We start from the raw sequence: 12,940 nt of genomic DNA, 5'->3' as shown, positions 1-12,940 counted from the left end.
AGCCTACCGACTGATTTAAAAACTAAGGAGTTTGAAATGTTCCTACGACTCGCAACAACAGCTGCTACTTTAACCGCTCTAATGAGCACTCCAGCAATGGCTCGTGATAACGTGAGCATTGCTGGTTCATCAACCGTTCTTCCATTCGCAACAATCGTTGCTGAGCGTCTAGGTCGTAACCCAGCGTTCAACACACCTGTTGTTGAATCAGGCGGTTCTTCTGTTGGTAAAAAAGGTGTTTGTGACGGCATCGGTACTGAATTCATCGATATCGGTAACGCTTCTTCACGCATGAAGACTGGCGAACTAGAGTACTGTGATGCAAACGGCGTGAAGATCACTGAGATCAAAGTCGGCTACGACGGTATCGTATTTGCTAACTCTAAAGACGCTGCTCAACTTGAGATCTCTCGCTCAGATCTTGGTAAAGCGCTAACAGCTAAAGTAGCCGTTAACGGTGAGCTAGTTGATAACCCATTCAAAACTTGGAAAGACGTTAACCCAGCGCTTCCAAATGTTGCCATCCGTGTCTACGGCCCACCAACGACTTCTGGTACTCGTGCATCATTCGCTGAAATCATCAACGAAAAAGCGTTCTGTAAGAAAGACGACGAGATGAAAGCAGCGCTAAAAGCAGCAGGCAAAAAAGCAAAATCTTGCCGTGCAATGCGTACTGACGGTGCATACATCGAAGCTGGCGAGCAGGACAACCTGATCGTTCAGAAGCTACAAGAAGACTCAGAAACTTTCGGTATCTTCGGTTTCTCTTACCTTGATCAGAACTCTGACACTCTACAGGGTGCGAAACTGGATGGCGTAGCACCAACATTCGAAGCGATTGCTGACGGTTCTTACAAAGCATCACGCGCACTGTTCATGTACGTTAAACACCAGCACGTTGGTGTTGTACCAGGCATTGCTGAGTACATAACTGAGTGGACTAAACACTGGGACGAAGATGGCATCCTAGCGGACGCAGGCATGATCCCAATGCCAACTGCAGAACGTGAAGAGATGGCTGCTCGCATGACAGCACTGCCAGTTCTTACTGCTGATGCTCTTAAGTAACCCAATCCTAGATTGAAATTAATCCGGCCTGTATTACAGGCCGGATTTTGCAGCATTTGAGATACTGAAATGACACTGACTTCGTTGCTAATTATTTTAACAGTCATCAGTCTCGCCTTTTACTTCATAGCTAAAAGGACGGTTCTTATCGCTCGATCAAATGGGCAGGTATTCCACTCACTTCCGAACTACTATGGCCTTTGGGCTGGCTCTTTAGCCTTCTTCCCAGCGGTTGTTGTATTGATTCTCTGGTCTATCATCGATATTCAGCTGTTCCAGAGCTGGGTGCGTGATTTCTATCCTCCTGAAATCCTTGCTGCCGGTGGCTCACAAGCCATTGTGGCGCTCGCCAAGGTAGAAAACATAGTCGCAGGCATCCGTTTTGGTGAACCTGAAGCATGGGTTCTGCAAGCAGGAGATGCTTGGATTGGCTGGGCTGCAACCTCTACGATGCTGAAATCAGCCGTGGTATTAGGCCTAGCAACTGTGTGTGGTCTAATCGCTTACCGTCAGATCGATTCCGATTTTCGTGCACGTAACGGTGTAGAAAAGCTGATCTCATACGGTCTGATTGCAGCATCGACTATCGCGATACTAACAACCATTGGTATCGTACTGTCTGTACTGTTTGAAACCATTCGATTCTTCCAACTGGTACCGCCAACTGATTTCATCTTTGGTACCGAGTGGAACCCTCAATTCGAAGGCGCAGAGCGCGCTGGATCGGGTGGAGGTGAAGCTAAATACGGTATGCTTCCGATGTTTGCCGGCACCTTATTAATCTCATCTATCGCGATCATCGTTGCAGTGCCTGTCGGTCTAGCCAGTGCGGTCTATCTAGCAGAGTATGCATCACCCAAAGTACGCTCTACTGTTAAACCGCTTCTTGAGATTCTTGCCGGCGTACCCACTGTGGTTTATGGCTTCTTCGCAGCCTTAACTGTTGCACCTGCTATCAAAGGGTTGGGGGAATCATTAGGTCTTACTGTTGCGTCTGAATCAGCACTCGCGGCAGGTCTCGTCATGGGCGTTATGATCATTCCATTCGTCTCATCACTTTCAGATGACGTGATTAACGCTGTACCTCAATCACTTCGTGATGCAGCTTACGGACTGGGCTCAACAAAAAGCGAGACGACTCGCCAAGTAGTTCTTCCTGCGGCCCTACCGGGTATTGTTGCGGCCGTCATTCTTGCGGTGTCTCGTGCAGTCGGTGAGACCATGATCGTAGTAATGGCTGCGGGCCTAGCGGCTAACCTTTCGTTCAACCCTCTCGATGCTGTCACAACGGTGACATCTCAGATCGTTACAATTCTGGTCGGTGACCAAGAGTTTGAGTCGGCGAAAACACTATCAGCATTTGCGCTATCTACGATGCTGATTATTTTGACCTTGGGTCTAAACTTCTTCGCCCTTCAAATTGTTAAGAAGTACAGGGAACAATATGACTAACAAGGCATTCAAAGGCCTCTCACCTCAAGAGGCGACTGCGCGCGTTGAAGCGTCACTTAAACAACGTCGCAAGAAAGAGAAGCGCTTTCGTCTGATGGGCTTATCGGCTGTTGGCTTAGCGTTAACATTCCTAGTCATTCTGTTCTCGGGCATCTTAACGAAAGGCTTGCCAGGTATGTTCCAGCACTACGTTCAGCTGGATGTGGTATTGGACAAAGCGCGTCTTGACCCACAAGGTGATATGTCAGATGCCTCGCTTTTCTCGGGCGATGCCGACAAAATTATTTTGGAAGCCTCACTGGCCTCTATTGGTGAAGAGGGAGGCCGAAAAACCAAGAAGGCCCTTCGTAAGATGGTCTCTTCGGGTGGCTCACAGCGCCTGATCGATTTCGTAAAGGCGAACCCTGAACTGATGGGGACAACCCAAACGATTAAGTTTGCTGTGGATGATGATATCGACTCGTTCCTGCGTGGATTCATTAAACGTGAGACCCCAGAAAAGGATCGTCGAATCAACGACTTCACCATTGAGATCGTAGATAAGTGGCAAGAAGCCGGTTTAATCAGCTACGAGTTAAGTGACTACCTGTTCTTCGGTTCTGCATCGCGTGATGCAGAGATGGCAGGCATCAAAGGAGCGCTTTTTGGATCGCTCCTGACCCTGGCTATCTGTGTCAGCATCGCCTTCCCTCTTGGGGTTGCAGCAGCCGTCTATCTTGAAGAGATTGCTCCGAAAAACCGCTGGACTGAGATCATCGAGATCAATATCAACAACCTAGCGGCAGTGCCTTCAGTGGTGTTCGGTATCATGGGCTTGGCGATCTTCATCGTCACCTTTGGTATGCCACGATCTATTCCGCTAGTGGGCGGTATCGTACTGGCACTGATGACTCTGCCGACGATTATCATCTCCTCGCGCGCGGCGATTCGTGCAGTACCGCCGAGTATTCGTGATGCCGCACTGGGTATTGGCGCGTCGAAAATGCAGACCATTTTCCACCATGTCATCCCATTGGCGATGCCGGGTATGCTGACGGGTACCATCATTGGTATGGCGCAAGCTCTAGGTGAGACCGCACCACTGTTGATGATTGGTATGGTCGCCTTCATTGTTGATATTCCTGGTGGCTTTACCGACCCTGCGACAGTATTACCGGTTCAAATCTTTATGTGGGCTGACTTTGCAGAGCGAATGTTTATTCAGAAAACCAGTGCTGCAATCATCGTACTACTGGCCTTCCTTATCACGATGAATGCTGCTGCAATCTTGCTTCGTAAGAAGCTAGAGCGTCGTTGGTAAGCGAAAAAATGAACGAATCTAAAGACTTAAACAATTCAACGGACAAGAAGATGGAAAACAGTAATATCAAAACGACGGGTAATGTGTTTGTTGAAAACCCGCGCATGACTGCTCGTAATGTTGACGTTTACTACGGCGACAAACATGCCATCAATGATGTCACCATCGATATTGGTGAGCAGGAAGTCATTGCTTTCATCGGCCCATCCGGCTGTGGTAAATCAACCTTCCTTCGTACCTTGAACCGTATGAACGATACCATCGATATCTGTCGAGTAGAGGGTACTATCGCATTGGATGGCCAGGATATTTACGCGCCATCCGTGGACGTTGTACCACTTCGTGCGCGTGTCGGCATGGTTTTCCAAAAGCCAAACCCATTCCCTAAATCGATCTACGACAACATTGCTTACGGTCCTCGTATTCATGGCTTAACGAAAAGCAAAAGTGAATTGGACGACATCGTAGAGTCAGCACTAGAGAAAGCGGGCCTTTGGAACTAAGTTAAAGATCGTCTAGATCAACCGGGTACAGGCCTATCGGGCGGTCAACAGCAGCGTCTATGCATCGCACGCGCTATTGCGGTAAGCCCAGAGGTCATTCTTATGGATGAGCCTTGTTCCGCACTGGACCCTATTGCGACAGCAAAGGTTGAAGAGTTGATCGAAGAGCTTAAAAGTCAGTACACCATCGTTATCGTCACGCACTCAATGCAACAGGCAGCGCGTGTCTCTGATCGTACAGCCTACTTCCACCTGGGTGATCTGATTGAGGTGGGTAATACTGAACAGATCTTCACCAACCCATCACACCAGCTAACGCAGGATTACATTACAGGCCGTTTTGGTTAGAGCAGAAATTCAATTCGCATATCGATGCCGTACTGTTTACAGAAAGACTCTTCCCGCTCCAGATCCGCAATCAGGAGTGGATATTCATCACTGACCTCTGCATCTAATGAGAGGGTGAGTCGTTCGCCATCGAATTCAATTTTAGGTACTTCAGGGTACTCGCTGCTTCGACTTAGGTGCCAGATAACAGAGATACGTAAAATCAGAATCAACGCGATGGCATGTTTTTTGGATAGCATGCCAAGGTTGGTCACTAGGGACTTTTTAATCTTTTTACGATGCAATCGAACCATTAGCGCGACCAGCTTTTGCTGGTCGAAACTAAAACCGGCTAGGTTTGAATGCTCTAAAATATAGGCTGAATGCTTCTGCAAACCACTTGAATTTAGGTTTAGTCCTACCTCATGTGTCAGTGCCGCATATTGCAGGTAACGACGAGTAAAAACCGGAAGTCGTAATTCTGGAGCTAACTGCCGCCAAAGTTTCGTTGCGGTATCACTGACTCGCTCCGCATGCTTGGTATCAACGTGGTAACGTGCCATCAATGAGCGAATCGCACGCGTTCTAGTATCCTGCTGATCACCCGATGACGCCGTAAACTCTCCCAGCAAACCTTCACGTAACGCACCAGAGGAAAACTTGGCTTGCTCAATCTCGAGGCTAGAGAAAACGGCATCTAGAATCGCCAAACCACCAGCGAAAATCTGCAATCGTTGCTCACTAATGCCTTTTACAACTTTACTGGATAACTCATTTTTGACGACTAATTTACGTAAGGCTTTTATCGATTTAGCGGAAATCTCTTTCGGATCATAGCCCAAGTTTTCACTGGCTGTCGCTATCGCTTGTGCTGAACCTGAAGTACACCGGACTTGATTCCAACCGATGGATGCAAAGAGGGCAGAAAAGCGTTCCAGCTGCTGTTGCGCATAGAGCTTCGCTTTTTTATAAGAGGCCTTATCAACGCCTTTACTGAAGAAGGCCTCGGTAAAACTCACCGAACCCATAGTATGAGAGCGACCTAATTCCAAGCTATTCTCACGACCGAGTGCAACCTCAGTGGACCCGCCACCAATATCAATGACCAAGGTGTTACCCGCTAAGTGCTCTGAACTTGAAACACCCAAATGAACCAGGCGAGCCTCTTCTTGACCACTGATAATCTCGATGGGGTATGGAAAGACTTGTCTAGCAGAGGCAAGAAATTCACTGCGATTCTTAGCAATTCGCAAGGTGTGTGTACCGACCACGCGCACAGTACAGTTTGGAAAGGGCGTTAGTTGTTCAGCAAATGTCTTGAGTACTGCGACTCCTCGTTCGATAGCCTCTTCAGAGAGGTTATTTTTAGCGTCTAAACCCTCAGCCAAGCGAACACGCTCTTTGTGTTTAAAAAGGGGCTGCACATCATCGTGAAGTTGACGCACGACCAACATGTGAAAACTATTAGAACCTAGATCAATCGCTGCAAAGTGTCGTGATTCAGAGTTATGCTTGTCGTTCACGAGAGCGCTCCAGCTGTTTTAAGTAGTCGTAAATCGCCATCTGTGAGCGTATTTTCTTACGATTGCCACGAGTTACATAATGATTGGCCTGCTCCGGGTCTAAGGCTCTAGCCTTAGTGTTATCTCGCCATTGTAGGTCGAGCTGGTCCTTAATGAGCTTACGAACATTTTTATCCAAAATTGGGCAACCGACTTCAATTCGGTGGTCGATGTTGCGAGTCATCCAGTCAGCAGAAGTTAAAAACATCTTTCGTTTACCACCAGCATAAAACAGTGACACACGAGCATGCTCAAGATAGCGATCGACAATACTGATGATTTTGATATTGTCACTCACGCCTGGTATACCGGCTAAAATGTTACACATTCCGCGAACAATTAGACGTATTTTGACTCCCGCCTGGCTCGCTTCATAAAGTTTATTAGAGAGTCCTTCGTCGACTAGATTATTCACTTTCAAAAAGATCTCGGCACGGTTGCCATTGCGTGCCGCTTCAATCTCATCATCAATCAATTGATTGATTGGGTCACGGCTGTAATTTGGACTAACTTGAAGATGTTTGAACTTGAAATTTTTGTAAGGATTGATAATAAAATCAAAGACTTTATCGAGCTCTTCTGTAATCTCAGGTCGTTTAGTAAACAGACCAAAATCAGTGTAAATTCGAGCAGTTTTCTCGTTCAAGTTACCGGTACTGATGTAACCATAAGCAACCTCTTCACCCTCCTCTTCTCGGACGACGTGAATTATTTTTGCATGACACTTAAGTGAGGCAACACCAAACTCAACAACAACCCCTGCCTCAGTAAGTTCACGTGCCCATTCAATATTCGCCTCTTCATCAAATCGTGCACTGAGCTCGACAATGACAATCACTTTTTTACCGTTCTTAACAGCCTCGATCAGTGATTTGAGAATCTGACTATTGTTCGCTACTCGATAAACCGTTACCTGTATCTGCTTAACAGCGGGATCGAACGACGCCGCACGCACAAAATCAGTCAAATAACGAAATTTATAGTAGGGGTAGTGGAGCAGAATGTCCTCTTTAGAGATCGCTTCGAATACATTCGATGCACTATCAAATTGATGACTATTCAGAGCCGAGAGCTTTTCGTTCTCTAGATAGCGAGGACCAACATTTGGAAAATTAATAAAGTCTTTAAAGTTTCGATAACGTCCGCTCGCAGTGGTTTCCGCATCGGGTTGTAGCCCCAAATTCTCACACATGAAGTCAAACATGTAATCAGGCATCATTTCGTCATAGACCAGTCGCACAGGCCTATTCGTATCACGCTGTTTGATGCCTTGAGACATTTTCTCTAGTAGGGATAACTCAACATCACGCTCTAAGTCATAATCCGCATCTCGCGTCACCTTAACGGCAAACATTTCGGTCGAGTCAAAATCGATAAAACCATCAAAGATATCGTCAACGCAATAGCGAATGGCGTTATCGAGCACGATGATTGGCTTTCGCCGCTGACCTTTGATTCGAGGCAGTTGGATAAATCGGTTGGTTTTATCAGAAGGAATTTCAAGAAGTGCATACTGAACTGAAGTCCCTTTTTTTAGGGCACACATCAGGTACGCATCTTCGTCATTCATGACGCTAGCAAGCTTGGTGTTCTCATTCACTAAGATGGGTGTGATGTGGTGCAGGACCTCATCTCGGAAGTATTTCCGTAACCAGCCACCCTCTTTCTCGTTCAACTGATCGTTATTGATCAGAAAGATATTGCGACGGGCGAGTCCCTTGATGACATCAATGTGGATGTCATTAAAACGATCTGCGAGAGTTTGTACCTTCTCATTCACTAGATGTAACAGGTTTTCAGCCGACATCCCTTTGGGTTCGACCTTGCCTAGTTGCTCAAGACGTAGGCGACGGTGCAAGTCTGCAACCCGAACTCTGAAAAACTCATCTAAATTGCTGGAGTAAATACCCAAAAAACGGACACGCTCAATGATGGGTACGTTTACATCCGCAGCTTCCTGCAGTACGCGTTCATTGAACGATAACCAACTTAACTCTTTTTCAATTAACTGCATTGCGTGTCCATTGGGCTTATCTCAACAGCCTAAAAAGCTTATTTCTTTGATAATCATAAGTTTTATCGCAAGGTAAGCCTACCCTTTAGAGATATATTTTCCTTTAACCAAATCGACACGAAACTGTCACAAATCTCTAACATTCTTTTGAAATACTAAAGGTAATTAGACCTATTTGACCTAAAAAGAGGGTTTGTAATGCGCGACAGTGGCGAGATCTATTCGCAACACACATCAAATAAGTTCAACGAAGAGCTTGAGAGGCTTCGTTCCGAATTTTTAGAGATGGGCAGAACCGTTAAGCAGCAAGTCACTGACTCTTTGCATGCACTGCTCAATCAAGATATCTCACTGGCTGAATCAACTCGTGAGCTGGATCGAGAGACCAATCGCTTCGAAAATCAGATAGATAAAGCGTGTGAACAGATCATTGCGCTTCGCCAGCCAGCAGCCGTTGATTTAAGGCTGGTTCTGTCAATCAACCGTGCCATTGTTGATCTGGAGCGTATCGGAGATGAAGCCTCTCGCGTTGCCAAACAGGCCATCGATCTGTCAAATAATGAATCGAGTAGCAAAAGTCTTCATGAGGTCAGCCACATTGGTGAGATGGTCACAGACATGCTCAACTCAGTATTAATCGCTTTTGAAAATCGTGACATCGAATTAGCGTACAAAGTGGTCAAGAGTGATAAACATGTTGATCGTGAATACCAGTCGACCATGCGAGCTTTAATCACTTTCATGATGGAAGACTCACGCTCTATCAGTGGTGTGCTAAATATAATCTGGATCCTTCGTGCACTAGAACGAATCGGTGACCATGCCTGCAATTTGGCTGAGCAAGTCATCTACCAAGTCAGCGGTACCGATGTTCGTCACATGAAGACTAAAGAGATCAAAAAGATCGTTCGAGAGTAAGCTTGCGACTCTGCTTCTAACAAAGCCACCTTCAGGTGGCTTTGTTGTTTTAAGCACTCCCTCACTTCATACTACCACCTTAATTTAAAGATACTTGAGTCACTTGTGATCACTGCAGATAAACTCCATGCCGCATGGCAATTGATGCGAGCAGACAAACCGATTGGCACCTATCTCTTGTTATGGCCAACTCTCTGGGCTTTATGGATCGCCGCAGGTGGCTTACCCAGTTTGGATCTACTGTTTATCTTTACCTTTGGGGTATGGGTGACTCGTTCAGCCGGCTGCGTCATTAACGACTTTGCAGACCGCAAAGTGGATGGCCATGTAAAACGCACCTCCGAAAGGCCGCTACCAACGGGCCGCATTACTAGCAAAGAAGCCATTGGCTTGTTCGTCGGATTAATGCTGATCGCGTTTATCTTAGTGCTATTCACGAACAAAGCCGCGATCTTGCTATCGCCCATCGCTCTGTTATTAGCCTTCAGCTACCCCTTTATGAAGCGCTACACCCACTTCCCCCAAGTCGTTTTGGGTATGGCGTTTGGTTGGGGAATTCCGATGGCCTTTGCTGCAACCTTAGGCGAAGTGCCATTAGTCGGCTGGTTAGTCTTCCTTGCTAAAATTTTATGGACGGTCGCTTATGACACCATGTACGCCATGGTCGATCGGGATGATGATTTAAAGATAGGCATCAAATCGACAGCTGTATTTTTTGGCCAATACGATCGCATGGCTATAGCCGGCCTACAGATTGCTGCTCTTGCTGTACTGGTTTGGATTGGAATACTGGAATCCCTTGGAATCTATTTCTATCTTGGACTGATAGGTGCTGTAGGGTTCTTTATCTACCAGCACTGGCTGATAAAAGATCGTGAACGCATGCCCTGTTTCAAAGCATTTTTAAATAATCACTATGCTGAACTAGTTGTTTTGGTGGGATTAGCTGCTGATTACGCACTGTAAAACGTCATTGTCATCTTTTTGTAACGAAAGCATCATTTAATGAGGTCAATGAAACAGATGAGAGAGTTACCATGAGTCGTTCCAGACGCATACTGATCGTTGATGATGAATCCGCTATTCGTGAAATGATTGTAATGGCACTAGAGCTCGCCGGCTTTGAGACACTAGAGGCCTGTGATGCAAAAACAGCCCATGCCATGGTCATTGATGAAAAGCCTGACATGATGCTGCTCGATTGGATGATGCCTGGTACCAGCGGAATAGAGCTAGCCAAACGCCTTCGCAGCGACCCTACCACCAAAGACCTACCGATCATCATGCTGACGGCGAAAGCTGATGAAGACAATAAAATTCAGGGCCTTGAAGCGGGTATAGATGATTACATTACTAAGCCTTTTTCACCCAAAGAGCTGATCGCTCGCTTAAAAGCGGTTCTTAGAAGAAGCCTTCCCGAGAGTGATGAGGGCGCCATCTCAATCGGTGGGATTATTTTAGATCCAGTCTCACATCGGGTTTCGGATGCTTCCGGCCAGTCGCTCAATCTAGGTCCAACAGAGTTCAAACTGCTTCATCTGTTTATGACACATCAAGATAGAGCCTATTCCCGGGGCCAATTATTAGATATGGTTTGGGGCGGGAATGTCTATGTGGAGGAGCGAACAGTGGATGTGCACATTCGACGTCTTCGCAAAGCACTAGGGCCAGACCTTGGTAATTTAATCCAAACAGTTCGTGGTACAGGATACCGTTTTTCAACCAAACTCTAGGATAGATTTGTGACCGAATCGATAGCACGCCAACTACTTGGCCTTCTCAGCTTTACTCTTGCTGGTGCAGTTCTCGGTTTTTTTACAAGTCACAACCTAATACTGGGTGCATTATTTGGCTCTTTGCTTTGGTCGATATTGAGTTCGCTGCTGAACGCAAAGTTAGTCACTTGGCTAGACCAAAATCTCAGCTCGCCAGATCCTAAATTACCCTTTGAACAGGGGCGTATTGTTCGCTCGATAGCCAACTATCGGAATAAGACGGAAGCAGAATACGATGAGATCCATGCCGATATGGATCAGTTTCAAGCAGCCACCTCTGCCATGAAAGACGCCATCGTCATCATTGATAATCAAGACAATATTGAGTGGTGGAATAATGCCGCTGAAGAGATATTAGAGATAACCATTGAGCAGAAACATAAAAGGGTACAGGAGGTCTTTTCTGAACCTAATTTCTTAGAATTTTACTCTCAATCGTCTCATATCGCTTCATTCAAAGCAGACTCAGCAGACCAGAAAAGAGTGCTTGAGTACCGTGTAGAATCCTTTGGTGAAGGTGACAAAGTTCTCATTGTTAGGGATATCTCTGAGAGCGAAAAAATTGGCCTTATGCGTCATACCTTCTTAGCCAATGCGTCACACGAACTGAGAACTCCCATCACAGTAATTCACGGCTACCTAGAGACTCTGCAAGAGCAAGAACTTCCTAATCCGATACAAAAAGCGATCCACTCTATGCAGTCTCAGAGCAGTCGTATGGCTGCTCTGATTGCTGACCTTCTAACCCTTTCTCGCTTGGAAACCAGCTCAGAAAATAAGAGCCGAAAGCCCATTTTCATTAGAGAAATGCTAGAAAGGATCACAGAAGAAGCAAAAGAGGTGTCAGGGCCAAAACAGCATCAAATCTCACTCGAAATGGACCAAGGCTTTGAGATTCTTGGTAATGAGGGCGAGGTACGCAGCGCTCTATCCAACCTCGTGTTCAATGCGGTCCGATATACTCCGGCTAACGGAGTAATTGATATAAAACTGAAATCCGTCGACACCAGTGTACTGTTTTCGGTGACCGATACCGGTGTCGGTATACCAGCAGAGCACATTCCAAGAATCACTGAACGCTTCTACAGAGTGGATGAAGGGCGATCCCGCGACAGTGGTGGTACAGGACTTGGACTGGCCATAGTGAAACACGTGTTGGTTCGGCACAATGCTAAGTTGGGAGTTACTAGTAAACCGGGTGAAGGCAGCCGATTTAGTGTGACCTTCCCTGAAAGTCGAGTGGTTAAGATTTAGCTGCGCTTACTTTAAACGCCCCTGCTCACCATCAGCTTCATACTCTTCCACCCAAAAGATCGTCGCACCAATCACGGCCGCCGGCATCAAAATCAGATTCAATAGCGGCACCAACATACCAAGCTGAATCACCGAGCCTAGACTTAACGCAGACCAACGGCGCTCTTTCAATAACCCCTTCATTCGCTTGAAAGTCAGACCGTTATTATCCATCGGGTAGTCGATGTACTGAATCGCCATCATCCACGCACTGAAGATGAACCAAAGCACTGGGGTCGCTAGGTTGATGAGCGGTATAAAGCCTAGAATCAACAAGAGCAAAACCCTTGGAATAAAGTACGCCAACTTAGCTAACTCACGCGCGAGGGTGCCGGGAATCATCTGCAATAGGCTGAGTTCATTGCTGATCGCATCGCCTCGCAGACGCTGCTCAACCCGTTCTGAAAGGATACCGTTGAATGGCGCGGCTATAAAGTTCGCAACAACCGAGAAGCCGTAATAGACCATCAGCACCAAGACCAGTGCGAAGATAGGCCATAAGAAGTAGATCAGATAATCCAACCAACCCCAATCAGGTAACCAGAGCGCGATTAGAGCATCAACCCAAGCAGAGAAGTTGGTCACCAGAAGATAGATCGCCCCAACAAAGATGACTGTATTGATCAGCAAAGGTACCAATACAAAGGCGCGAAGACCGGGCTCCGACAGCATTTTGAAACCGCGGCCTAGATAGGCCAACCCTGAGAAAGGCGAGTTCGTGCGCATGG

Annotated in this window: 10 protein-coding genes and 1 pseudogene; 8 read left to right on the top strand and 3 right to left on the bottom strand. The window is 46.6% G+C overall.

The features are described from left to right. The first annotated feature begins 36 nt into the window (after positions 1-36). The 4 genes and pseudogenes from XMM383_RS04345 to pstB all read left to right on the top strand — a co-directional run bounded on the left by XMM383_RS04345 (position 37) and on the right by pstB (position 4,671). Complete coding sequence (locus tag XMM383_RS04345) at positions 37-1,068, top strand: substrate-binding domain-containing protein (RefSeq protein WP_173494597.1); 1,032 nt, start codon at positions 37-39, stop codon at positions 1,066-1,068. A gap of 69 nt (positions 1,069-1,137) precedes the next feature. Next, positions 1,138-2,520, top strand: a complete 1,383-nt coding sequence (pstC, locus tag XMM383_RS04340) for a phosphate ABC transporter permease subunit PstC (RefSeq protein WP_173484184.1) — start codon at positions 1,138-1,140, stop codon at positions 2,518-2,520. After that, complete coding sequence (gene pstA, locus XMM383_RS04335; protein ID WP_173484185.1) at positions 2,513-3,820, top strand: phosphate ABC transporter permease PstA; 1,308 nt, start codon at positions 2,513-2,515, stop codon at positions 3,818-3,820. The genes pstC and pstA overlap by 8 nt, the downstream gene beginning before the upstream one ends. A 50-nt stretch (positions 3,821-3,870) precedes the next feature. Beyond that, positions 3,871-4,671, top strand: a pseudogene (pstB, locus tag XMM383_RS04330) (phosphate ABC transporter ATP-binding protein PstB). Here pstB and XMM383_RS04325 read toward each other — a convergent pair. Further along, complete coding sequence (locus XMM383_RS04325) at positions 4,668-6,173, bottom strand: exopolyphosphatase (RefSeq protein WP_173494596.1); 1,506 nt, start codon at positions 6,171-6,173, stop codon at positions 4,668-4,670. The pseudogene pstB and the gene XMM383_RS04325 sit on opposite strands and share 4 nt — an antisense overlap. After that, entirely contained in the window at positions 6,157-8,226 is a 2,070-nt protein-coding gene (gene ppk1, locus XMM383_RS04320; RefSeq protein ID WP_173481837.1) for a polyphosphate kinase 1, read from the bottom strand. Before ppk1 ends, XMM383_RS04325 begins: the two co-directional genes overlap by 17 nt. A gap of 198 nt (positions 8,227-8,424) precedes the next feature. On the opposite strand from ppk1, the gene phoU reads away from it, so the two are divergent. The 4 genes from phoU (at position 8,425) to phoR (ending at position 12,173) form a co-directional block, all read left to right on the top strand. Next, positions 8,425-9,144, top strand: a complete 720-nt coding sequence (gene phoU, locus XMM383_RS04315) for a phosphate signaling complex protein PhoU (protein WP_173481836.1) — start codon at positions 8,425-8,427, stop codon at positions 9,142-9,144. Between the two features lie 105 nt (positions 9,145-9,249). After that, complete coding sequence (gene ubiA, locus XMM383_RS04310; protein ID WP_371744227.1) at positions 9,250-10,110, top strand: 4-hydroxybenzoate octaprenyltransferase; 861 nt, start codon at positions 9,250-9,252, stop codon at positions 10,108-10,110. Between the two features lie 71 nt (positions 10,111-10,181). Then, positions 10,182-10,877, top strand: a complete 696-nt coding sequence (phoB, locus tag XMM383_RS04305) for a phosphate regulon transcriptional regulator PhoB (protein ID WP_173481835.1) — start codon at positions 10,182-10,184, stop codon at positions 10,875-10,877. Positions 10,878-10,886: 9 nt separating this feature from the next. Further along, on the top strand, positions 10,887-12,173 hold the full coding sequence (gene phoR, locus XMM383_RS04300) for a phosphate regulon sensor histidine kinase PhoR (protein ID WP_173494595.1): 1,287 nt from the start codon (positions 10,887-10,889) through the stop codon (positions 12,171-12,173). A 6-nt stretch (positions 12,174-12,179) separates the two neighbouring features. Here the strand turns inward: phoR and cysZ are convergent, their stop codons facing one another. Continuing rightward, a complete protein-coding gene (gene cysZ / locus XMM383_RS04295; protein WP_173481833.1) occupies positions 12,180-12,938 on the bottom strand; it encodes a sulfate transporter CysZ in 759 nt (252 codons plus the stop codon). Positions 12,939-12,940 lie beyond the last annotated feature (2 nt).

Origin of the sequence: Marinobacterium sp. xm-m-383 (assembly GCF_013283255.1) — a bacterium.
Classification (GTDB): domain Bacteria; phylum Pseudomonadota; class Gammaproteobacteria; order Pseudomonadales; family Balneatricaceae; genus Marinobacterium_E.
This window is presented reverse-complemented; position numbering and strand designations above follow the sequence as displayed.